Source organism: Mycobacterium marseillense, assembly GCF_010731675.1.
GTDB classification, from domain to species: Bacteria; Actinomycetota; Actinomycetes; order Mycobacteriales; family Mycobacteriaceae; genus Mycobacterium; species Mycobacterium marseillense.
Map to the genome: position 1 here is coordinate 1388614 of NZ_AP022584.1, position 23506 is coordinate 1412119.

18 protein-coding genes and 1 pseudogene are annotated in these 23506 nt (G+C 68.7%); 7 read left to right on the forward strand and 12 right to left on the reverse strand.

Features of this window, described 5'->3' with window-relative positions; translation table 11 throughout:
* Nucleotides 1–26 precede the first annotated feature (26 nt).
* The 7 genes and pseudogenes from argB to G6N26_RS06085 form a co-directional block, all read right to left on the reverse strand.
* Complete coding sequence (argB, locus tag G6N26_RS06055; protein ID WP_067174272.1) at nucleotides 27–911, reverse strand: acetylglutamate kinase; 885 nt, start codon at nucleotides 909–911, stop codon at nucleotides 27–29.
* Nucleotides 908–2122 carry a bifunctional glutamate N-acetyltransferase/amino-acid acetyltransferase ArgJ gene (gene argJ, locus G6N26_RS06060; protein WP_083016040.1) on the reverse strand — a complete coding sequence of 405 codons (1215 nt, stop codon included), beginning with the start codon at nucleotides 2120–2122 and terminating at the stop codon, nucleotides 908–910. Before argJ ends, argB begins: the two co-directional genes overlap by 4 nt.
* Nucleotides 2119–3178: pseudogene (argC, locus tag G6N26_RS06065) on the reverse strand (N-acetyl-gamma-glutamyl-phosphate reductase). Before argC ends, argJ begins: the two are co-directional and overlap by 4 nt.
* Before the next feature lie 28 nt (nucleotides 3179–3206).
* Entirely contained in the window at nucleotides 3207–5696 is a 2490-nt protein-coding gene (pheT, locus tag G6N26_RS06070) for a phenylalanine--tRNA ligase subunit beta (RefSeq protein ID WP_083016044.1), read from the reverse strand.
* Nucleotides 5696–6739 (reverse strand): phenylalanine--tRNA ligase subunit alpha, encoded by a 1044-nt coding sequence (gene pheS / locus G6N26_RS06075; protein ID WP_083016046.1) that lies wholly within the window; start codon nucleotides 6737–6739, stop codon nucleotides 5696–5698. Before pheS ends, pheT begins: the two co-directional genes overlap by 1 nt.
* A 134-nt stretch (nucleotides 6740–6873) precedes the next feature.
* Nucleotides 6874–7692, reverse strand: a complete 819-nt coding sequence (locus G6N26_RS06080) for a rhomboid-like protein (protein ID WP_083016048.1) — start codon at nucleotides 7690–7692, stop codon at nucleotides 6874–6876.
* A 9-nt stretch (nucleotides 7693–7701) separates the two neighbouring features.
* Complete coding sequence (locus G6N26_RS06085) at nucleotides 7702–8622, reverse strand: adenylate/guanylate cyclase domain-containing protein (RefSeq protein WP_067174290.1); 921 nt, start codon at nucleotides 8620–8622, stop codon at nucleotides 7702–7704.
* 210 nt (nucleotides 8623–8832) lie between these two features.
* Here G6N26_RS06085 and G6N26_RS06090 point away from each other — a divergent pair, with 210 nt between their 5' ends.
* Nucleotides 8833–9900 (forward strand): oxygenase MpaB family protein, encoded by a 1068-nt coding sequence (locus G6N26_RS06090; RefSeq protein WP_067174345.1) that lies wholly within the window; start codon nucleotides 8833–8835, stop codon nucleotides 9898–9900.
* Here the strand turns inward: G6N26_RS06090 and G6N26_RS06095 are convergent.
* The 4 genes from G6N26_RS06095 to infC form a co-directional block, all read right to left on the reverse strand.
* Entirely contained in the window at nucleotides 9887–10678 is a 792-nt protein-coding gene (locus G6N26_RS06095) for a TrmH family RNA methyltransferase (protein ID WP_139799099.1), read from the reverse strand. The genes G6N26_RS06090 and G6N26_RS06095 overlap by 14 nt on opposite strands.
* Nucleotides 10679–10708: 30 nt before the next feature.
* Complete coding sequence (rplT, locus tag G6N26_RS06100; protein WP_008257634.1) at nucleotides 10709–11104, reverse strand: 50S ribosomal protein L20; 396 nt, start codon at nucleotides 11102–11104, stop codon at nucleotides 10709–10711.
* Nucleotides 11105–11192: 88 nt separating this feature from the next.
* Entirely contained in the window at nucleotides 11193–11387 is a 195-nt protein-coding gene (gene rpmI / locus G6N26_RS06105; protein ID WP_067174297.1) for a 50S ribosomal protein L35, read from the reverse strand.
* 36 nt (nucleotides 11388–11423) lie between these two features.
* Entirely contained in the window at nucleotides 11424–12029 is a 606-nt protein-coding gene (gene infC / locus G6N26_RS06110) for a translation initiation factor IF-3 (RefSeq protein ID WP_082991527.1), read from the reverse strand.
* 505 nt (nucleotides 12030–12534) lie between these two features.
* Between infC and lysX the strand changes: the two genes are divergently transcribed.
* The 6 genes from lysX (at nucleotide 12535) to G6N26_RS06140 (ending at nucleotide 22801) form a co-directional block, all read left to right on the forward strand.
* Nucleotides 12535–15843, forward strand: a complete 3309-nt coding sequence (gene lysX / locus G6N26_RS06115) for a bifunctional lysylphosphatidylglycerol synthetase/lysine--tRNA ligase LysX (RefSeq protein WP_082991524.1) — start codon at nucleotides 12535–12537, stop codon at nucleotides 15841–15843.
* 77 nt (nucleotides 15844–15920) lie between these two features.
* Nucleotides 15921–17405 (forward strand): alpha/beta hydrolase, encoded by a 1485-nt coding sequence (locus G6N26_RS06120; RefSeq protein WP_179960295.1) that lies wholly within the window; start codon nucleotides 15921–15923, stop codon nucleotides 17403–17405.
* A gap of 3 nt (nucleotides 17406–17408) precedes the next feature.
* Nucleotides 17409–17828 (forward strand): DUF6653 family protein, encoded by a 420-nt coding sequence (locus tag G6N26_RS06125; RefSeq protein WP_179960296.1) that lies wholly within the window; start codon nucleotides 17409–17411, stop codon nucleotides 17826–17828.
* A gap of 120 nt (nucleotides 17829–17948) precedes the next feature.
* A complete protein-coding gene (locus G6N26_RS06130) occupies nucleotides 17949–18614 on the forward strand; it encodes a TetR/AcrR family transcriptional regulator (RefSeq protein ID WP_067174310.1) in 666 nt (221 codons plus the stop codon).
* A gap of 85 nt (nucleotides 18615–18699) precedes the next feature.
* Complete coding sequence (locus tag G6N26_RS06135) at nucleotides 18700–20826, forward strand: Rv1355c family protein (protein WP_083016055.1); 2127 nt, start codon at nucleotides 18700–18702, stop codon at nucleotides 20824–20826.
* Between the two features lie 109 nt (nucleotides 20827–20935).
* Complete coding sequence (locus G6N26_RS06140; protein WP_067174317.1) at nucleotides 20936–22801, forward strand: putative bifunctional diguanylate cyclase/phosphodiesterase; 1866 nt, start codon at nucleotides 20936–20938, stop codon at nucleotides 22799–22801.
* 36 nt (nucleotides 22802–22837) lie between these two features.
* Here G6N26_RS06140 and G6N26_RS06145 read toward each other — a convergent pair whose 3' ends face one another.
* Entirely contained in the window at nucleotides 22838–23437 is a 600-nt protein-coding gene (locus tag G6N26_RS06145; protein ID WP_067174321.1) for a class I SAM-dependent methyltransferase, read from the reverse strand.
* Nucleotides 23438–23506: the final 69 nt, after the last annotated feature.

The following is a 23506-nucleotide window of genomic DNA, read 5'->3' on the forward strand; positions in this document are numbered from 1 at the left end:
GCGCCGCTTGATCGCGTCGGTATTACTCACGCTGAGACCACCTTGGTGCCGGTGCCCTCGTCGGTGAAAAGCTCGACCAGCACACAGTGTTCGACCCGACCGTCGATGACGTGCGCGCTGGGCACGCCCGCGGTGACGGCCCGCAGACACGCCTCGACCTTGGGAATCATGCCCGCCTCCAGCGTGGGTAGCAGTTGCGACAGTGTGGCCGTGTCGATTTCGCTGACCAGCGAATCGCGGTCGGGCCAACTCGTGTACAGGCCTTCGACATCGGTGAGCATCAACAGCTTCTCGGCGTGCAGCGCGTCGGCCAGCGCCGCCGCGGCGGTGTCGGCATTGATGTTGTGCACCACACCCTCGGCATCCGGCGCCAGCGTCGATACCACCGGAATGCGCCGTGCGGCAATGAGATCCAGCACCGCGGCGGTGTTGACGCGCTCGACGTCGCCCACCAGGCCGATGTCGGTGGCCACACCGTCGACGGTGACGCTGCGCCGCACGGCGGTGAACAGCTGCGCGTCCTCGCCGGTGATGCCGACGGCGTACGGCCCGTGCGCGTTGATCAAGTTGACCAGTTCGCGGCCGACCTGGCCGAACAACACCATCCGCGCCACATCGAGCACTTCCGGTGTGGTGACCCGAAATCCGCCCTTGAAGTCACCCTGGATGCCGAGCCGCCGCAGCATCGCGCTGATCTGCGGGCCGCCGCCGTGCACGACGACGGGGTGCACGCCGCAGTTGCGCAGGAACGCCATGTCGGCGGCGAAGGCGTGCCGCAGTGTGTCGTCGGTCATGGCGTTGCCGCCGTACTTGATCACGACGATCTTGCCGTGCAGCTGCTTGAGCCACGGCAGGGCCTCGGCGAGCACCTGCGCCTTGACCGCGGTGGATAAGTCGCTGGCGCGGGTCATGAGCTGTAGGCCGAATTCTCTTCGACGTAGCCGTGGGAGAGGTCGGTGGTCCGGATGGTGGCAGCGCCATCGCCGAGCCTCAGGTCGACGGTGATGTCGATGTCGGCCCCCGAGAGGTCCACCTCGCGCGCACCGGGCATCGGAACCCCCTCGGCGAAGACCGCGAAACCGTTGAACGACACCGTGATCCGGTCAACGTCGAGGGCGATGGGCGCGATGCCAACGGCGGCGAGCACCCGGCCCCAGTTGGGGTCCGAGCCGAACACCGCCGTCTTGACCAGGCTGTCGCGGGCGATGGTCCGCGCGCCGACCAGGGCGTCGTCCTCGGAGGCGGCGCCGGTGACGGTGACGTTGACACGTTTGGTGACGCCCTCGGCGTCGGCCTGTAGCTGCGCGCACAGGTCGTCGCAGACGCGCAGCACGGCGTCGTCGAGATCGCCCTGGCCCGGGGTGATCCCGCTGGCCCCCGATGCCAGCAGCAGCACCGTGTCGTTGGTCGAGCACGCGCCGTCGATGTCGAGCCGGTCGAAGGTGCGCGCGGTGGCGTGGCGCAGCGCGGAGTCCAGCGCCGCGGCGTCGACGGCCGCGTCGGTGGTCAGCACGCACAGCATGGTCGCCAGCGACGGCGCGAGCATGCCCGCGCCCTTGGCCATCCCGCCGACCGTCCAGCCGCCCGGGTGGTGCAGCGCAACCTGTTTGGGCACGGTGTCGGTGGTCATGATCGCCTGGGCGGCGTCGTCACCGCCGGACAGGCCGCCGGCCATGTCCTGCACGATCGCGCGCACACCGGACAGCACCTTGTCCATCGGCAACCGGTCACCGATCAACCCGGTGGAGCACACCGCCACCTCGATGGCGCCGGTCTCGGTTCCCCAGTCCGACAGCGCGGCCGCGACGGCCTCGGCCGTGGCGTGGGTGTCCTGGAAGCCGCCCGGCCCGGTGCAGGCGTTGGCGCCGCCGGAGTTGAGGATGACCGCGCGCAGCGCGCCGGTGCTCAGCACCTGCTGGCTCCAGAGCACCGGTGCGGCCTTGACCCGGTTGCGGGTGAACACCCCGGCGGCCGCGTAGTCGGGTCCCTCGTTGAAGACCAGGGCCAGGTCGCGCTTGCCCGAGGCCTTGATGCCGGCGGCGATGCCCGCCGCCCGGAATCCGGCCGGCGCGGTCACGCCCTGCTCGCGCAGCAGCCGCGCCTCGGCGGCGGTGGACGTCATGGCGCCACCCCGATCACCGAAAGGCCTTCGGTCTCCGGCCAACCCAGCGCCAGGTTCATCGACTGCACGGCGGCCCCCGCCGTGCCCTTGACCAGGTTGTCGATCGCGGCGATCGCCACGAAGGTCTGGGCCGCCTCGTCCACCGCGACAGCGATGTGGGCCGCGTTGCTGCCGATCACCGCTCCGGTGCGGGGCAGCTGACCCTCGGGCATCAGGTAGATGAACGGCTCTGTGTCGTAAGCCTTTTCGTAGGCCTCCCGCAGTTGCGGCAACGACGCGCGGGTGCGGGCGGTGCAGGTGGCCAGGATCCCGCGCGACGTCGGGATCAGCACCGGGGTGAACGACACCGTGACGTCGCGGCCGGTGACGGCCCCCAGGCCCTGGGCGATCTCCGGGGTGTGCCGGTGCGCCCCGGCGATGTTGTAGGCGCGCGCCGATCCGATGACTTCGGCGCCGAGCAGGTCGGTGTTGGCGGCCCGCCCGGCTCCGGAGGTGCCGCTGACGGCGACGACCGTGACGGCGGGCTCGATGAGGTCTGAGGCCACCGCGGGCAGCAACGCCAGCAGCGCCGCGGTCGGGTAACACCCGGGAACCGCGATGCGGCGGGTGCCGCGCAGCCGCTCGCGCGCGCCGGGGAGCTCCGGCAGGCCGTACGGCCAGCTGCCGGCGTGCGGGGAGCCGTAGAACCGTTCCCACACCGCCGCGTCGGTGAGCCGGAAGTCCGCACCGCAGTCGATGATCACGGTGTCGGGGCCGAGCTGAGAGGCCAGCGCGGCCGAATGGCCGTGCGGCAAGCCCAGGAACACCACGTCGTGGCCGGCGAGCACGGCAGGCTCGGTCGGCTCGACGACGCGCTGGGCCAGCGGTGTCAGGTGCGGATGATGCTCGGCGAGCGTGCTGCCGGCGCTGGTCGCGGCGGTCAGCGCGCCGATCGACAGCCGCCCCTGGGCGTAGGCCGGGTGCCCGAGCAGCAGGCGGAGGATTTCACCGCCCGCATAGCCGCTGGCGCCGGCAACTGCCACCTTGATCACGTCGGCCATTTCGACGATTCTGCATGGTTATGCAGTACTTTGCAAATCCATTCCTACTGGGCGCGGAGCTCGGCGCCGACCGACTCGGCGGCCCGGCGCACGGCGGCGTCGCGGGCCGCGGTGGCGTCGTCCTCGGTCAGCGTGCGATCCGCCGCCCGGAACCGCAACGCGAAGGTCAGCGACTTGCGGTCCTCGCCGATCTGCGGGCCGGTGAAAACGTCGAACAACTGCAGGTCCTCCAGCAACTCCCCCGCGCCTTGGCGCACGGCGTCCGCGACCGCCTGTGCCGGGACGTCCGCGGACACCACCAGGCTGACGTCCTGGAAGACGGCCGGGAACGGCGACACCCGGGGCGCGGGCAGCGCCGCGACGAGGGGCATCGCGTCGAGGTTGAGTTCGAGGGCGCAGGTGCCCTTGGGCAGCCCGGAGCGCTCGGTCACGGCCGGATGCAGCTGGCCCGCGTACCCCACGGTGGTGTCGCCGACGAGCACCTCGGCGCACCGGCCCGGATGCCACGGCAGCTGCTGCGCCGCCCGCAACCGCACCTCGATGCCGGCGGCGCGGGCGATGATGCGCACCGCCTCGAACGCGTCGGCCGCCTCAGCGCGCCGGCCCGGTCCCCAGGGGCCGCGCGCCTCCCGCAAGCCGGTCAGCACCGCGGCGACGTGCTGGGGTTGGCGCGGCAAGGACGCGTCGAGCGTGGCGATCTCGGCGTCGGTGGGCCGGCGATCGACGGGAATCAGTGTCACGCCGCGGGTCTCGGTGGTCGGCTGCACCACCTGGGCCAGGGCATAGAGCGAGACGTCGATCAGGCCGCGGGACACGTTGCGCACCAAGGCTTCCAGCAGCGCCGGCAGCAGCGTGGTGGCCAGCTGCGGGCGGTCGGCCTCCAGCGGGTTGAGGACGTTGGTCGTGACGCGCCGCGGATCGTCGGGCGGCAGTCCCCACAGGTCGAAGACGCCGGCGGGCAGGAACGGCGTCGGCAGGATCTCGACGTACCCGGACTGGGCCAGCGACTTGCCGATGGCGCGGCGGCGTTGTTGCACGGCGGACAGCCCGCGGCCGGCCGGCGCCGACGGCAGCACCGACGGAACGACCTCCAGGCCCTCGAGCCGCAGCACCTCCTCGACGAGGTCGGCGGGCTGCAGTAGGTCCGGCCGCCAGCTCGGTGGGGTGACCGTCAGCGTGTCGCCGTGTTCAACGACGGCGGCGCCGATTTGGGACAGCCGCTTGGCGGCCGTGCCCGGGGCGTAGGCCACGCCGGCGATGCGGCCGGGTAGGTCGGCGGCGATGTCGATCGGCGCCCCGGCCCAGTCGTCGCGCGGCGGGTCGCCCCGCCAATCGGTCAGCGTGTCGGCTACCGCGCCGCCGGCGATCTCGGCGAGCAGTGTGGCGCAGCGGTCCAGCGCGGCAACGGAAATGGCCGGATCCACGCCGCGCTCGTAGCGGCGGGCGGCCTCGCTGGGCAGGTGCAGCCTGCGCTGGGTGCGCGACACCGCGGCGGGATCCCAGACCGCGGCCTCGAGCAGCACGTCGGTGGAATCGGCGCGCACCTCGGTGCTCGCCGCGCCCATCACACCGCCGATCGCCGTGGTCGCCGCGTCGTCGACGATCAGGACGTCGGCAGGTTCGAGTTTGCGCTCGATGTCGTCCAGGGTGACGACGGTCTCGCCGGGCCGGGCGAAGCGCACGCCGAAGCCGCCGGTGATGCGGTTGCGGTCGTGGGCGTGCATGGGGTGGCCGAGCTCGAGCATCACGTAGTTGGTGACGTCGACCGCCGGCGAGGTGGCGCGGATGCCGCAGAGCAGCAGGCGCCGCTGCAGCCACCACGGCGACACGGCGGCGGGGTCGATACCGGTGACCGGTCGTAGCGCGAATCGCCGCACGCCGGTGTCGGGCTGCACCGTCAGCGGCCAGGCCTCCCCCTCGGCCGGCAACGGCTTGATGTCCGCCGGGTCGACGAAGTCCAGGTCGTAGGCGCAGGCGACCTCGCGCGCCAGGCCCCGCAACGACATGCCGTAACCGCGGTCGGGGGTGATGGCCAGGTGGAAGATCACGTCGTCGAGTCCCAGCACGGCGTGGCCGTCGGCTCCGGGCTCGGCGGTGCCGGGCGGCAACACCAGGATCCCCGAATGGTCGGCACCCAGACCGAGTTCGGCCGCCGAGCAGATCATCCCGTCCGAGGTGCGGCCGTAGGTCTGGCGCGCGGCGATGGCGAACCCGCCGGGCAGCGTGGTTCCCGGCAGCGCGGCCACCACGAGGTCGCCCACCACGAAGTTGGTTGCGCCGCAGACGATCTCACGGTCTTTACCCTCGCCGACGTCGACGTGGCAGAACCGGATCGGCTTCTTGAAACCGGTGAGCTCCTCGATGTCGGTGACGCGGCCCACCGTCAGCGGGCCATCGACGGGCCCCAGGGTGAGAACCTCTTCGACCTCGTGGCCGATGTCCACCAGCGCCTGCTCCAGCTCGGCGGGGGCCACATCCCAGCCCGGTGCGCCGGCGTTGACGACCTCGCGCAGCCAGCTGTACGGAACGCGCATCAGGCACCGACCCCGAACGGCAGCGAGAACCGGACGTCGCCCTCGACCATGTCACGCATGTCCGGAATCCCGTTGCGGAACTGCAGCGTCCGCTCCAGGCCCATGCCGAACGCGAAGCCGGAGTATTCCTCGGGATCAATTCCGGCCGCCCGCAACACGTTTGGGTGCACCATCCCGCAGCCGCCCCACTCCACCCAGCCGGGGCCGCCCTTCTTGCCGACGAACCACACGTCGACCTCGGCGGAGGGCTCGGTGAAGGGGAAGAAGTGCGGGCGGATGCGGGTGCGCGCCTCGGGACCGAACTGGGCGCGCGCGAACGCATCCAGCGTGCCCCGCAGGTGTGCCATGGACAGGCCGCGGTCCACCGCCAGGCCCTCGACCTGGTGGAAGACCGGGGTGTGGGTGGCGTCGAGCTCGTCGGTGCGGAACGTGCGGCCGATCGAGACGATGTAGACGGGCAACTCGCGCGCCAGCAGCGTGCGCACCTGCACCGGCGAGGTGTGGGTGCGCAGCAGCTGGCGGGAGTCCTCCGGCGCGATGTAAAAGGTGTCCTGCTCGCTGCGCGCGGGGTGGTCGGCGGGGAAATTGAGCGCGTCGAAGTTGAACTGCTCGGTCTCGACCTCGGGGCCGTCGGCCACTTCCCAACCCATCGCGATGAAGGTGTCGGCGATGTTTTCGGCCAGGATCGTGATCGGGTGCCGCGCCCCGGTCGGCTGCCGCGTCGACGGCAGCGTGACGTCGATGCGCTCGGCGACCAGCACCGCGGCGTCGCGTTCGGCGCGCAGGGCGGCGAGGCGTTCGTCGTACCCCTGCTGGGCCTCGCCCCGCGCGGCGTTGACCCGCTTGCCGGCGTCGGCACGTTGGTCTTTGGGAACGCTGCCCAGCGCCTGGCGCGCCAGCGCCAGCGGCGAGCGGTCACCGAGGTGCTCGGTCTTGGCGCGCGCCAGGGCATCGAGGTCGCCGGCCCGCGTGAACGCCTGCCGGGCGGCGTTGACCGCCTCGGTCAAGGCTTCGGGCGACAGGTCGACGGGTTGCTCACCCACGCGGCGACACTCTCCTTGCTGACGAGGCTGTTAGGGCTGCCCGCATCGATAGTGCTTTCCGCGCGCGGGTCGTGCTGATCATAGTGATCGGATGCGCGGCGCCCGGCGGCCGCTGGGCAGTCGCCCGGCGGGGCTCAGCCGGCGACGGCCGGCGCCGGGCCGGGCAACGTGTCGTCGCCGTCCAGCGGGGCGTCCGGCAGGCCCCGGCCCGCGACGTACTTGGCGCCCGCGTAGGCGACCAGGGCGCCGAGGAGGCCGAACACCGGCGTCGCCGCCATGGTGCCCCAGTGGTGGGCCAGCATCAGGAAACCGAAGCCCGAGGAGGCCGCCAGCATCAGGTACCGGGCCGGCGTCCAGTGGATCGGCTGCCGGAATCGTGCCGACACCAGCACGCCGAGGATCACGGCGACGGTGTGCCCGGCGTCGGTGAAGTCAGCGCCGACGATGGCCGAAGCGATGCCCGCCGCCACCCACCAGCCGACCCAGGCGGCCCGCCAGCGCGACGGGATCACGGCGGTCATCGCGCCGAGGACTGCCAGCGCGCCGTAGCTCATCCCGACGTCGCTGGCCCGGGTGATCGACACGGGCAGCCAGCCGAATTCGACGGCCCCGGCCAGGGCGGCGGCCACCAGCAGCGTCGCGCCGATGTGGCCGACCAGGAACGCCACCACCAGCCGGATGGTGCGCAAATGCAGCTCCGCCAGCGCCAGCAGGCAGGTCAGGAAAGGCAGCCAGAAGTAGAGCGGGCCGGCGTCGACGACCAGCGCGCTGCCCAGCAAGGTGCCGAGATGCCCGTGGGCCAGGTTGTGCACGTTGGTGCTGGCGCGCGCGACGATGACGTCATGCGCGTCCGGGCCGAGCGCCAGGATGGCGCAGCTGATGGCGAGCAGCAGCGCCGCATACCCCACAGTGAATTGGACCCGGGCGAGCCGGGACACGATGCCCCCGATCATTGGCACCCATTATGACTGCGGTTTTGTTTCGGTTGTGTCATCAGCGCCTGACAACTCCCTATAAGTCTTGAGGCGATATATCGCCAAATCTGCGGGCATACCGGCGGGCTTCGGCCCGAAAACCGGTTTGCGGGTGCGTTTGGCCTCGACGCCCAACGCGTCCAACTCGCTTTGCGGTATGAGATCCAACGTTGAACTCGACACCATGATTCCACCTTTGGTGGCCCGTTCCATAACTCGTGCGGCGATGTTCACATCCACACCGAGCCAATCGGCGGCCAGCCGCTGCGGCCGTCCGGTGTGGATTCCCACCCGCATCCGCGGGGTGTGGCCCTCCACCTCGACCGAACGGAGCGCCTCCTTGGCGGCCAGTACCGCCCGCACGGCGACCATCGGGTCGCCGAACACGGCCATGAGTCCGTCGCCCATGCGTTTGACGATGTGCCCGCCGGCGTCGAGCAGCGGCGGCTCGAGGGCCCGCGCCACCTGACGCAGCAGCGCCAGCGCCGCCTCGTCGCCGGCCTGCAGGGACCACGTCGAGAAGCCGACCAGGTCGGTGAAGACCAACGTCACCTCGGGATTGGCCGGCCGCCGGGAAACCCCTTCGGTCAGCGCCTGCCACACCTGCAGCACCCCGAGGCTGACCTCCCGCGACACCGCGTCGCGGTCCCCCAGCAGCCGGTCGGCCGCGCGCGCCGCGGCGCGCGGACCACCCTCGCCGGCCGTGGACAACGGATCGCCGAACTCGGGATCCCCGGGCAACAGCCGGCGCGCGCGCCGGACCAGGGCGACCGCCCCGGGGCTGCGATTGCGGCCGTGCAGCCATTGAGTCGCGTTATGCACCGACAGCGGCGAACGCCGCGCGGCGGAATGCGCCGCAGGGGATTCGTCGGGCTCGCCCGGGTCCAGATCGCGACGCGCGAGTTCCACCTGGCCAGGTTATTTGGTTTCGTCAGAGGCAGGCAACGACTGTCCCGGGCGGGCCGGCGATGTGTGTCGTAAGTCGCACCTCACCGCCTCATCACGGTGGCGGCACACCGGTGTGGAAGCTCGATAACACCTGGGCGGACACATCGCCGAAATCGTAGACAACGTGCGTTGTCAAAGTTATCGTGAGGCCAATCGGTGCAGGAGGCCGCGATGACTGCCAGATCGACTACGCCCGCTGATCCGCTCGGACCAGATTCTTTGACCTGGAAGTATTTTGGCGATCTGCGCACCGGAATGATGGGTGTGTGGATCGGGGCGATCCAGAACATGTACCCCGAACTCGGCGCGGCCGTCGAAGAGCATTCGATCCTGCTGCGCGAGCCGCTGCAGCGGGTGGCCCGGTCGGTCTACCCGATCATGGGCGTGGTCTACGACGGCGACCGCGCGGCCCAGACCGGGCAGCAGATCAAGGGCTACCACCGCACGATCAAGGGCGTCGACGGCGAGGGGCGCCGCTATCACGCGCTGGATCCCGACACCTTCTACTGGGCGCACGCCACGTTTTTCATGCTGATCGTCAAGGTGGCCGAGTACTTCTGCGGCGGCCTGACCGAGGCCGAGAAGCGGCAGCTGTTCGACGAGCACGTGCAGTGGTACCGGATGTACGGGATGAGCATGCGGCCGGTGCCCGGGTCGTGGGACGAATTCCAGGAGTACTGGGAGCGGGTCGGTCGCGAGGAGTTGGAGATCAATCAGGCGGTCCTCGACATCTTCGACATCCGGATTCCCAAACCCCGGTTCGTGCTGATGCCGACCCCGGTCTGGGACCAGATCTTCAAACCTCTGGTGGCCGGGCAACGCTGGATCGCGGCGGGCCTGTTCGAGCCCGCGGTCCGCGAAAAAGCCGGTATGCGTTGGACTCCCGGCGACGAGGTGGTGCTGCGGTTGTTCGGCAAGATCGTCGAACTCGCGTTCCTGGCGGTGCCCGACGAGATCCGGCTGCACCCGCGCGCGCTGGCCGCCTACCGCCGCGCCGAGGGGCGGCTGCCCAGCGACGCGCCGCTGGTCGAGGCCCCGCCGTTCATGGCGCCGCCGCGGGACCGTCGCGGTCTGCCGATGCACTACTTCCCGCCACCGCCCAAGTTGCCGTTCGACCCCGCGCTGCAACCCGCCCGGGCGCTGCTGGAGCGGGCCGGATCGCTGGTGCACACGACGTTGTCGCTGGCCGGCCTGCGCGCCGGGCGGGCCCGCTCGAAGCGAGCGGTCAGGGCCGCGTAGGCAGCTTGAGCGCCCGCGCGCTCGCATACAGACAGATGGCCGCGGCCGACGCCACGTTCAGGCTCTCGGCGCCGCCGGACATCGGGATGCGCAGCCGGTGGTCGGCCGCCGACGCGATTTCGCTTGGCAGGCCGTGGGATTCGGGCCCGAACAGCCACGCCGTCGGCCCGCCGAGCAGTTCGCCGGCCTCATCCAGCCGTTGCTCACCGTCCACCGTGGTGGCGAGCGCCTGCAGACCCGCGGCGCGCATCGCCTCGAGGGCGCCGAGCGTGTCCGGCGCGACGACGACCGGGATCGAGAAGATGCTGCCGGCCGAGGCGCGCAAACACTTGCCGTTGTACGGATCGACGCTGTGGCCGCCGAGGATCACACCGGACGCACCCATCGCGTCCGCGAGGCGGATCAGGGTGCCGGCATTGCCCGGCTCGCTGATCTCGACGGCGACCGCGATCAGCCGGGGCGAGCCGGCCAGCACGCCGTCGAGGCCGGTCGCCGGCATGTCACACACTGCGACCAGCCCCGCGGGGGTGACGGTGTCGGAGAGGGTCTTCGCGGCGCGCTCGGTGACCGGGTGGACCGGGCAGTCGAGGGATGCCAGCAACGACGCATGGCGTTGCTGGGCGACTTCGGTGACGAAGACGTCGCGGACCAAGTCACGACGCGCGGCGGCCTCGACCAAGTTGGGCCCCTCGGCCAGGAAACGCCCCGCCCGGCGGCGGCCGACGTGGCGGTGCAGTTTGACGGCCGCGGCGACCCTGGCCGAACGTTCGGTCAGCACCTGCCGGTCAGGCATGTCCGAGCGGGTCGGTTAGGCCGCTTCTCCCGAATCCGAGGGAGCGTTGACGTCCTCGGGCAGCGCCGCGCGGGCGATGTCGACCAGCGCGGTGAAGGCGGCCGGGTCCGCGACCGCGATGTCGGCGAGGTTTTTGCGGTCCACCTCCACCCCGGCGGCCTTGAGGCCTTGGATCAGCCGGTTGTAGGTGATGTCGTTGGCGCGCGCCGCCGCGTTGATGCGCGAGATCCACAGTTTGCGGAACTCGCCCTTGCGCGCACGGCGGTCGCGGTACGCGTACTGCAACGAATGCAGCTGCTGCTCTTTGGCTTTGCGGTAGAGCCGGGATCGCTGGCCGCGATAGCCCTTCGAGGCCTTAAGGATGCTGCGCCTCTTCTTGTGGGCGTTGACCGCCCGCTTCACGCGTGCCATTGGATATTCCTACTCTCGTTCATGCGTCGTGGGTCGATAAAGGGGTTCGCCGTGCCAGCTCGCGATGCGGGTCTGGCCGGCGCGGTGGTCAGCCGTTCAGCAGCCGGTTGATCCGCTGGGTGTCGTTGGCGGCCACCACGGTGCGGCCGTCGAGGCGCCGGGTCCGCTTGGTCGGCTTGTGCTCGAGCAGGTGCCGGCGGTTGGCCTTCTGCCGCACGATCTTGCCGGTTCCGGTGCGCCGGAAGCGCTTTGCGGCCCCGCTGTGGGTCTTGGCTTTGGGCATGTTTCCTCTGGTTCTCGCTTGGTTCTCGCTATTGGGTCAGTTCGACGTAGGTTCGGCGTCGGCGGGGGCATCGGAATCCGGCGCCGCGCCTCCCGGCTCTTCGGGGTGCCGCGCCCGGGCGCGGGTCTTCGCGCCGCGGTGCGGTGCCAGCACCATCGTCATGTTGCGGCCGTCCTGCTTGGCGGACGTCTCCACGAAACCGTATTCGGCGACGTCGGCGCCCAGGCGCTGCAGCAATCGATAGCCCAGCTCGGGCCGCGACTGCTCACGTCCGCGGAACATGATGGTGACCTTCACCTTCGATCCCGCCTCCAGGAAGCGGATGACGTGGCCCTTTTTGGTCTCGTAGTCGTGATCGTCGATCTTGGGCCGCAGCTTTTGTTCTTTGACGACGGTCTGCTGCTGGTTCCGGCGGGATTCGCGCGCCTTTTGCGCCGCTTCGTATTTGAACTTGCCGTAGTCCATGATCTTGCAGACCGGCGGCCTGGCGTTCGGGGCAACTTCGACAAGGTCGAGATCGGCGTCCGCAGCGACGCGCAGTGCGTCTTCGATGCGCACTATGCCTACCTGCTCTCCCCCTGGGCCAATCAATCGGACTTCAGGTACGCGGATGCGCTCGTTGACGCGGGTCTCAGTGCTGATGGGGCCTCCCTTGTTGGGCTTCTCTATGTCCTGCGGTGACGACCGGTGACCTGGGTTCGTCGGGAAGCAGCGGCGGAGACTCCACACCACGAGCAAAAAAGCCCTGCACAAGCAGGGCCCAATGCCGACCGATCGCGGCCGAGGACTACTCGGGCCGCCCGCGCTACGCGCGGAACAGGCATACACGTTGCCTGTGACCGGACCGCCGAACCTTCCGCAGATCCGCCAGGGATCTCGTCGGTTCGCGGTGGGAGTGGGACTCCACTTAACTGTTCCTGGCGTTCGCCGGGATGGTCGCAGGCGTCAGTTTAGCAGCCTTGAGGTGCCTTTTAGCACTTCGGCCGATCGACGGGCCTGCACCGGCCACCAACCGGGCCCGAAAAACGAGGGCAAACTCGTCCCCGCCACTCTTAGCGCTTCGGCAAGCTTTTCACGGATTGAGGGCATATCCTCGCGGTCTGTGACTCTCGCTTCTCCTCGTTCAGGTCCCCGTTCGGGGCCGCGCTTGGGGCCCCGTAGCCGGTCGAACTCGCGGTATCGCTGGGTGCCCGCGGCGGCCGGATGGACCGTGGGTGTCATCGCCACCGTGTCGCTGCTGGGCAGCGTGTCCCCGTTGATCCGTTACCTGATCAAGGTGCCGCGCGAGTTCATCAACGACTACCTGTTCAACTTCCCCGACACCAGCATCGCGTGGTCTTTTGTGTTGGCCTTGTTGGCCGCGGCCCTGACCGCGCGCAAGCGGATCGCTTGGCTGCTGTTGCTGGGCAACATGATTCTGGCCGCCGGCCTGAACGCCGCCGATATCGCCGCCGGGGACAACACCGCCGCGGAGATCTTCGGCGAGAACCTCGGGTTCGCGCTGCACATCGTCGCGATCGTGCTGCTGGTGCTGTCCTATCGGGAGTTCTGGGCCAAGGTCCGCAAGGGCGCGCTGGTCAAAGCGGCCGGTGTGCTGGTGGCCGGGGACGTCGTGGGGATCCTGGTGTCCTGGGGCCTGGTCGAGTTGTTCCCCGGAACGCTGGCCCGCCAGGACCGCCTGCCGTACGTGGCCAACCGGGTGGTCGGATTCGCGCTTGCGGATCCGGACCTGTTCACCGGCCGGCCGCATGTCTTCCTCAACGCGCTGTTCGGTCTGTTCGGCGCGCTCGCGCTGATCATGGCGACGATCGTGCTGTTTCAGTCTCAACGCGCCGAAAACGCGCTGACCGGTGAGGACGAATCGGCCATCCGCGGGCTGCTCGAGTTGTACGGCAAGAACGACTCCTTGGGGTACTTCGCCACCCGCCGCGACAAGTCGGTGGTCTTCGCCCAGAGCGGGCGGGCCGCCATCACCTACCGGGTCGAGGTCGGCGTCTGCCTGGCCAGCGGCGACCCGATCGGCGATCCCCGGGCGTGGTCGCAGGCCGCCGACGCCTGGCTGGGCCTGTGCCAGACCTACGGCTGGGCGCCGGGCGTGATGGGCGCCAGCACCCAGGGCGCGCGGACATATCGCGAAGCCGGCCTGAACGCGCTGGAGCTCGGCGACGAGGCCATCCTGCGGACCGCCGACTTCAAGCTGTCCGGTCCCGATATGCGCGGCGTCCGCCAGGCCGTGACCCGGGCCCGCCGGGCGGGGCTGACCGTGCGGATCCGGCGGCACCGCGACATCGGCGCCGAGGAGATGGCCGACACCATCACCCGCGCCGACGCCTGGCGCGACACCCAAACCGAACGTGGCTTTTCCATGGCGCTGGGCCGGCTCGGTGATCCCGCCGACGGGGATTGCCTGCTGGTCGAGGCGCTGGACCGGGACGGCGCCGTCGTCGCGATGCTGTCGCTGGTCCCGTGGGGAACCACCGGTGTCTCCCTGGACCTGATGCGCCGATCGCCGCAGTCCCCCAACGGCACCATCGAGCTGATGGTCAGCGATCTTGCCCTCAACGCGGAAACCCTTGGCATCACCCGTATTTCACTGAACTTCGCGATGTTCCGCTCGGCGTTCGAACAGGGCGCCCAGCTGGGCGCGGGCCCCGTCGCCCGGCTGTGGCGCGGGTTTTTGCTGTTCTTCTCGCGGTGGTGGCAGCTGGAGACGCTGTATCGCTCCAACATGAAGTACCAGCCCGACTGGGTGCCGCGCTACGCCTGCTACGAGGACGCCCGCCTGATCCCGCGGGTCGGCGTCGCCTCGGCCCTCGCCGAGGGCTTCCTCGTCATGCCGTTCGGCCGGCGCAAACCACATACCGGCCATCACCCGGCCGTCCCCGCCAGGCTGGCCGAGTCCGGGCTGCTGCACCACGACGGCAGCGCGCCCGACGTCAGCGGGCTGCAGCGACGCCAGGAGTCGGCCGACGAAGAAGAGGCGAGATCCCGGCTGCCCGAGCAGGTTCGGGTACGCCTGGCCAAGCTGAAGGTGTTGCGGCGCAACGGCATCGACGCGTACCCGGTGGGCCGCCCGCCCAGCCACACCGTCGTCGCGGCGCTCGACGCCGACGACCGCGAGACGATCACGGTCTCCGGCCGGATACTGCGGATCCGTGACTTCGGCGGAGTGCTGTTCGCCCAGCTGCGTGACTGGTCGGGGGAAATGCAAGTGCTGCTGGACAACTCGCAATTACAGCGCGGGCGAACGGCCGACTTCACGGCGGCGATCGACCTCGGCGACCTGGTCGAGGTGTCCGGGCACATGGGCTTTTCCAAGAAGGGCACCCGCTCGCTGATCGTCGGCGACTGGCGGATGATCGGCAAGTGCCTGCGGCCGTTGCCCAACAAGTGGAAGGGGTTGACCGACCCGGAGGCCCGGGTGCGGACCCGCTACGTCGACCTCGCGGTCAATCCCGAGTCGCGTGAGCTGATCACCGCGCGCAGCGAAGTGTTGCGCTCGGTGCGCCAGACGCTGTTCGCCAACGGATTCATCGAAGTCGAGACCCCGATCCTGCAGCAGATCCACGGCGGCGCCACCGCCCGGCCGTTCGTCACGCACATCAACACCTACGACATGGACCTGTTCCTGCGGATCGCACCGGAGCTCTATCTCAAACGTTTGTGCGTCGGGGGCGTCGAGCGGGTCTTCGAGTTGGGTCGGGCCTTCCGCAACGAAGGTGTGGACTTCAGCCACAACCCGGAGTTCACCTTGCTGGAGGCCTACCAAGCGCACGCCGACTACAAGGTCTGGATCGACGGATGCCGCGAGCTGATCCAGAACGCCGCCCAGGCCGCCCACGGCGAGCAGACCGTCCTGCGCCCAGGCGGCCAGGGCACCAGTGGCCGCCTCGAACCGGTCGACATCTCCGGCGTGTGGGCGGTCAAGACCGTGTACGACGCCGTCTCCGAGGCGCTCGGCGAGCACATCGACCCGGCCACGCCGCTGCCCACCCTGCGCAAGCTGTCCGACGCCGCGCGCATTCCGTATCGGGCCCACTGGGACGCCGGCGCGGTGGTGCTGGAGCTGTATGAGCACCTGGTCGAGGACCGGACCGAGGAACCGACGTTCTATGTCGACTTCCCGACCTCGGTGTCACCCCTGACCCGGCCGCACCGCAGCGAGCCCGGCGTCGCCGAGCGGTGGGACCTGGTGGCGTGGGGTGTCGAGCTGGCCACCGCCTACAGCGAGCTCACCGATCCGGTGGAACAGCGCCGCCGCCTGCAGGAGCAGTCGCTGTTGGCCGCGGGTGGGGATCCCGAGGCGATGGAGCTCGACGAGGACTTCTTGCAAGCGATGGAATACGCGATGCCGCCCACCGGTGGGCTGGGAATGGGCGTCGATCGCCTCGTCATGCTCATAACGGGCCGCAGCATCCGCGAGACGCTGCCGTTCCCGCTGGCCAAGCCCCATTGAGCGAGGTCAGCAACCGTTCGTCCGTCGTCGGCGAACATTAGGTAAATAGGTTCCAGGCCGGTAAACAATAGATCACAATGACTCACGTGACAGCCTCGACGAACGGTGCGCCCGCGCAGTTCCTGGCCTTTAGTCACACCTCGCTGATGCATGGCTGGGTGCCGACGACGATCCAGGTGCTGGCCGCCGTCGTGCTGACGGTGGCGGTCGGCTGGCGGTCGCGACGCTGGCGCACGGGGCGGATGCCGGCGGCCGCGCTTTGCGGCGCCGCCGTGGCCTACCTGACGCGCTGGTACATCGTCGACCATGGGCTCTCCGAGGAGCCGGCGCCGACGGCGCTGTGGGTGTGGATCGCGCTGACGGGGATGGCGGCCGCGGTGCTGGTTCTGGGTTGGGGCAGCGCGCGGGGCTGGCGGCGTGGCGCGGCGGTGCTGTCCGTGCCGTTGTGCTTGCTCAGCGCGGCGCTGGTGCTCAACCTGTGGGTGGGCTACTTCCCCACCGTCCAGTCCGCGTGGAGCCAGCTGACGTCCGGTCCGCTGCCCGACCAGACCGATCAGGCGACCGTTACCGCGATGGCCGCCAAGGGAACCCGGCCCCCGCACGGCACCGTTGTGCCCGTCGCGATCCCCTCGGACGGGTCGCACTTCAAACACCGCGGCGAGCTCGTCTACCTGCCGCCCGAGTGGTTCGCCACGTCCCCACCGCCGCCGCTGCCGACCGTGATGATGATCGGCGGGCAGTTCAACACCCCGGCGGACTGGACGCGGGCGGGCAACGCGGTCAAGACGATCGATGACTTCGCGGCCGCGCACGGCGGCAAGGCGCCGGTGTTCGTGTTCGTGGACTCCGGCGGCGCCTTCAACAACGACACCGAATGCGTCAACGGGGTCCGGGGCAACGCGGCCGACCATCTCACCAAAGACGTCGTGCCCTACATGGTTTCGGCGTTCGGCGTCAGCCCGTTCCGGTCCAACTGGGGCGTGGCGGGCTGGTCTATGGGCGGGACCTGCGCCGTGGACTTGACCGTCATGCATCCCGACATGTTCAGCGCGTTCGTCGATGTCGCCGGCGACTTCTTCCCCAACGCCGGCAACAAGGCCCAGACCATCGCCCGGCTGTTCGGCGGAAACGCCGACGCCTGGGCGGCTTTCGATCCGTCGACGGTGATCAATCGGCACGGGGCGTACCGCGACGTGGCCGGCTGGTTCGCGATTTCCTCGGACGGTCCGCCGGCGGCGCGCCGGGACATCCAGCTGACCGACACCGGCGCCATCCGGGTGGCCGGGCGCGAGGCGGCCGCCAACCCCGCCAATCAGACCGCGGCCGCCTATTCGCTGTGCGCGCTCGGCCGCGCCAACGGCATCGACTGCGCCGTCGTTCCGCAGCCCGGCCGACACGATTGGCCGTTCGCGGACCGGGTGTTCGCGACGGCGCTGCCCTGGCTGGCCGGCGCGCTGGGTACGCCGGGTATTTCGCGCACGCCGCTGCCGGCACCCTCCGCGCCGGGCGCCGGTGCCCCGGTCGTCGTCCCGGCCGAACGTTCCCGCACCGCGATGCGGTAGCGGGTGTTATCCGTTGCGCGCGTTCGGCGTGCGGTCTTCGCGCGGCACTGCCACCCGTGGAGTGCGTGGACCCGGTGGGCGAGCACGCCGTTGATTCTCGTCCCGCCATGGACGCGGAAACGGAGCCACGCGGTGTGGATTGCGCTGTGGCTGGCCGTGAACCCGTTCGTTTTCGGCAAGCCCGCGCATCACCGCGCCTGGTCGACCCGGGCGATGCTGGGCGAGGAGCTGTGGATCAGCCGTCGCCCCCGCGATGCGGCGACGGTGGTCAGCGGGGCGACGTCGGCCGCCGCGTTGGGCGCGGTGCTCGCCGCCCGTCGCCATCGGTTGCGGCCGGCGCTGAGCGCGGTCGCCGTGCAGATGGCGCTGACGCTGGTGTACTGGCACCAGATGGTCCGGTATCTCGAACGGCAGTCGCGATAGCCTCGTGGGACCTCCCGGCGACCTACAGCCCTCGAGCGAACGAAAACGCCGGAATCGATACGCAAATACGGTAATCCGATATTTACATATGGAGATGCGGTGCGGGTGTATTGTCCGGCCGTGGGATCCACCCGGCTGTTTCCGTACGACCCGCCCCCTCCGACAGAACCCTCGGCCAAGGAGCGGATTCGCGACGCCGCGCTGAGCTGCTTTGCTGTTCGCGGCATCGCCGCAACGACGCTGCGCGCGATCGCAGAGGCCGCGGAGGTTTCGATTGGGCTGGTGCAGCACCACTTTCGCACCAAGGAAGCGCTCACTGCTGCCGTCAATCAGTACGTGCTGCAGGTGGTTGGCGACGCGTTGGAACCGACGGCGCTTCCCGAGGCGCCCTCCGACGGGCTCGACGAGGCCGGTCGCCGGCTGACTTCCTTGATGGCCGCACGACCCGATCTCATGACCTACCTCGGGCGCGCGCTCGCAGAGGGCGGCGCCTTCGGATCCGTCATCTTCACCGGGCTTTTGGGCATCAGCGCGGGCCAGCGCGAGGAGTTCTCCCGGTGGGGCAGGCCTCATCCTGACCTCGATCCCGATTGGGCCGCCCTCAACCCGCTGATCCTGCGCGTCGGTGCGATCATTCTGCATCCGTACATCGAGCTATATCTGCGGGAGTCCTTCTTTACCGAACCGCAATTGCGACGTTGGGATGCAGCCGTCACCAACCTCATCCGGCATGGCCAATTCCTCGACGAAGCGGCACCCCGCGAATCAAGTCGTCACCAAGTGTGAGATCGCCGACAGCCGCGAGGTTGCGCGACGGAAAGCGGGTCAAACCCGGTCGGGCTCGCCGCCTGGGTGCTATACACGAAGCACCATGGATGAGTCCGCCGTATCCGCTTACTCCGCGCAGATTCTCAACGCCGATGCGCCTGACGGCGATGCGGCGTTGCGGCGACTCCAGGCCGACCCCGGCGTAGAATTTATCGACCGGCTCGACGCACAGGTCGCCTGCCTGAGAAGCCTTCGGCCCGGCCCGCGCCCTGACCTCCTCGCGGAGCCTGGGCGATGGGCCTACTACCCCTGGAGGCGCGCCGTCGTGGCCGTCCTGGGCCCGCGCGGCTACCGCGCGGTTCGTCTGGACCGCAACCGCAACAACATCACTCCGACGGAACAGGATCGGTTGGGCGCACTCCGGATCGGCGTGGCCGGGCTTAGCGTCGGGCATGTCATCGCGCACACCCTTGCCGCCCAGGGATTGTGTGGCCGCCTTCGGCTGGCCGACTTTGATCAGCTTGAGCTATCAAACCTGAATCGGGTGCCGGCCAGCGTGTTCGACCTCGGCGTCAACAAAGCTCGTGTGGCAGCGCGCCGGATCGCCGAACTCGACCCGTATCTCCCGGTCGAGGTGTTTGACGCCGGGCTCAGCTTCGCTACCGTCGACACGTTCCTCGAGGGACTCGACATCGTGATCGAAGAATGCGATTCGCTGGACATGAAGGCGGTGTTGCGGGAAGGCGCCCGCGCTCGCCGTATTCCAGTTTTGATGGCTACCAGTGACCGCGGTCTGATCGATGTGGAGCGCTTCGACCAAGAACCGCAGCGCCCAATTCTGCATGGTCTACTCGGCGACCTGGACGTCGGGCTGCTGCCCGGCATGAGCAGCCGCGACAAGGTGCCCCACATCCTGCGTCACCTTGAGGCCGAACGGCTTTCACCGCGCACGGCCGCCTCACTGCTAGAGATCGACCGCACGGTGTCGACCTGGCCGCAGGTGGCTTCCGACGTCATACTGGGCGCGTCTGCCTTGGCCGAGGGCGTGCGCAGGATCGGGCTCGGCGAGGCGTTGTGTTCGGGCCGCACTCGCATCGATATCGGCTGGGCGCTCGACCAACTTGATGAACCCGACATGGCTCGGGGCCAGCCCGTGCCGGTAGACGATCGCCAAGCGCCGGAACTACCCGGGATGCCCGGAGTCATCGCCACGGCGGCGATCCGCGCGCCGTCGGGAGGAAACGTCCAGCCGTGGTGCATCCATGCCGCACCGGCGGAGATCACAATCGACATTGCCGCACAACACACTTCGACAATGGACGTCGGGTTTCGGGGAAGCGCCGTCGCCGTCGGAGCCGCCCTGATGAACGCTAGAATCGCCGCGGCCTCTCACCACGTGCTGGGACAGGTCAGCCTCGCGCACGACGCCAACGGATCGCCGTTGCGCGCCACCCTGAAGTTGAGCGACGGCACCGACCCCGGCCTCGCTGACCTATATCAACCGATGCTCGAACGCGAAACCAACCGGCACCACGGAAGCCCCCAACCGATCGACACCGTCGCCATCGAGGCGCTAGTCAATGCCGCACAGCGGGAAGGCGCGCAGCTCCACCTTCTCACTGAAAGAGGCGACATCTCCCGTGCGGCAACACTTCTGGCCGCTTCCGACCGTACCCGGTACCTAACACCGCAGTTACACAAAGAGATGGTCTCGGAACTGCGCTGGCCCGGCGATGCGGACCCCGACACCGGCATCGACGTACGCAGCCTCGAACTCGGCGCTGGCGATCTGGCGATGCTCGACATCCTGCGCCGCGCCGACGTCATGACCCGCCTGGCCGAATGGGATGCCGGCAGCGCGCTCGGCGAAGACACTTACGACCGAATATCGGCCAGTTCCGCACTGGCCGTGATCACCGTGCCCGGACGCGATCTTTGCGACTACGCCCAGGGAGGAGCGGCCGTCGAGCTGGTCTGGATCATCGCCCAGCGGCACGGGCTCTCGGTCCAGCCGGTCTCGCCTGTCTTCCTGTACGCCCGCGACCGGACCGAATTTGACGAGCTGTCATCCGAGTTCGCCGATGAACTCAGCCTATTGCAGCGCGAGTTCCAAGCATTAGCTGGCATACCGTCCGAGCAATCGCCGGTGCTGGTACTCCGGTTCGCCGTCGGGCCGCCCACATCGGTACCGAGCCGCCGCAGTCTTGATCGTGCCCGGGTGTTCAGTTGAGCGTTTCGTTGCTGGACCACCGAGGGACGCCGAATCCGTTTCGCACACGGATTCGTGACGTCGCACGCGAAATCGCCACCGCACACCTGATGCAGCTACGGTAACGGTAATGTCGGGTACGGACTATCTCGTTACCGCTGCGGCCGCACAGCTGATGGCGGCCACCGCGGCGGACGCCGCCGCGATCAGTCAACAGGTGCTCCACGACCTGGTTCACGAATTGGGCGTGGACTTCAGCTTCCTGCGCCACAACGATCACACGATCCGCGCCACGGTGCTCGTTGCGGAGTGGCCGGCACGCAACGCCGATCCCGACCCGATCGGTGTCGTCTATTTCGCCGACGCCGACTCGGTTTTCGCGCAGGCCGAAAGCCTTAAGGCACCCCAAGTCGTGCGTCCCGCGCCAGCCAACGCCGACTACCAACGCAATATCGACGAGGGCACCGGTTGGGGCGCTGTCTCCCTTGCCGCCGTGCCGCTGCTGTCTGGCGACGTGACAACCGGGACGCTCGCTTTCGGCAAGGTCGGGGACCGAGAATGGCTACCGGACGAGCTGAACGCGCTGCAGGCGATCGCCGCCCTATTCGCGCAGTTGCAGGCACGCGTCGTCGCCGAGGAGCAAATCCACTACCTGGCCGAGCATGACGAACTCACCGGGCTGCTGAACCGCAGGGCGCTCATCGCATATCTCGACGATCGGCTCGGTGACGGACAACCGGGTCCGGTCTCGGTGGTGTTCCTTGCCCTGGACCGCTTCAAGGTCATCAATGATCGCCTCGGCCAAAATGCCGGTGACCGATTCATCGAAGCCTTCGCAGCGCTATTACGTGAGGCCACCGAGGGTATCCCCACGGTCGTCGCCCGCTTCGGCGGTGACGAGTTTGTCGTCGTGCCGGCCGCGGCCATGGACGTCCCGGCTGCCGAAGCGTTTGCTCAGGCGCTGCACAGCCGAGTCCATAGACAGATTGCGATCGATGGTGAGATGCTCAGTCGCACCGTGAGTCTCGGCATCGCAACCGGTCATCCCGGCCAGGACAGCACCTCGGACCTGTTGCGCCGCGTCGACCAAGCCACCCGGTCGGCCAAGGGCTCGGGCGGCAGCAAGGTCGCAACTTTCAGCCCGGACATGTCGACAACTGACATGATCCGCAACGACATCGAACTGCACCTGGAAGGGATGATCGACAGCGGTGGTGGCGCCCTCGTGTTGCATTACCTCCCGGAGTTCGACATGCGGACCGGCGACATCCTCGGTGCCGAGGCGCTGATCCGTTGGCAACACCCAACACTTGGGTTGTTAATGCCCGACTCGTTCATCCAGGTTGTGGAATCGATCAACTTGGGCGCCAGACTCGGCCGTCTCGTCATGCGTTCGGCGTGTGCGCAATTCGGCCTCTGGCAATCACGCGGCGTCGGACTAGGCGCGGTACTACGGGTCAACGTGTCGCCGGTGCAGCTCGTCACAGACGGTATCGTTGGCACGGTCACGGCCACGCTCGACGAATTTGGCCTCGATCCCAGTACCGTCTGTCTGGAGATCACCGAAAGCGTTGTCGTCCAAGACATCGACGCAACACGCAAAACGCTGTTCGGGTTGAAGGACATCGGAGTACAGATCGCCATCGACGACTTCGGCACCGGCTACAGTGTGCTGACGTACCTGAAGTCCCTTCCCGTCGACTCACTCAAGATCGACCAAGGTTTTGTACGCACTGTGGATACCAACCCCGGTGACTTGGCCATCGTGCGCTCTACCATGGCCCTGGCTGACGCCTTCGGGCTCGACGTCATCGCCGAAGGAGTCGAAACCGTGGCGGCGGCAAAGACGCTGCTGAGCCTGGGTTGCCATCGCGCACAAGGCTTTCTGCTCTCTCGCCCGCTAGACGGCGCCGCAATGGAGTCGCTCCTCGCCCAACGCGTCATACCGATGAACTTGACCGACGCGGGGCCTACGGGAGACGAGAACGCAATCTAGATCCGCGCCGCGCGGAACCTCGCCACCGATCGGGACTTAGGCGCGTCGCTGGAACAAGTAATAATACGTCGGGGTTTTCTCGTCGAGCTGCCGCTCGTCACCCGTGGACAACAACGTCCAGCCCGGCGCGAATCGTCGTTCGACCTCAGCATGATCGATGCCCGGTACGCCGAGCCGGCCACCAGGCGGGAACGCGACGATGTACAACCGCGCGTCGGGTGCCGCGATGGCACCAACTTCCCGAACGTAGGCCTCGCGATCGCCGCCACTCATGTTGTGGATACACCCGTTGTCGACGATCAACTGAAAGCCCGCCCCGATCCCGGAGTCACTCAGCTGCGTGACGTCGGCGCGGACAAATCCGACCGCAACGTCGGCGGTGCGGGCCTTGGCCCGCGCCTTTTTCAGTGGCTTTTCGACGTAGTCGACCCCGGTGACGTCCCAGCCGTGCTGGGCGAGGTAGATGGCGCAATCCCCGGTGCCGCATCCCACGTCGAGGGCCGATCCGGCGGGCAGCGGCGCGGTGTCACCGGCTCCCTCGACCAGATCTCGCAGGCCCTGCCCGATCGGATGACCTTCCCACGGAGTGAAGCCGACCCGGTAGAAGAACCGAAATCGCGCGTGTCGAGAAGCCATAGCCGCAATGATGGCATTCGCAGCGACCTGCCCGTCCGAGACCCCGCCCTACGACACCAGCCAGCTTCG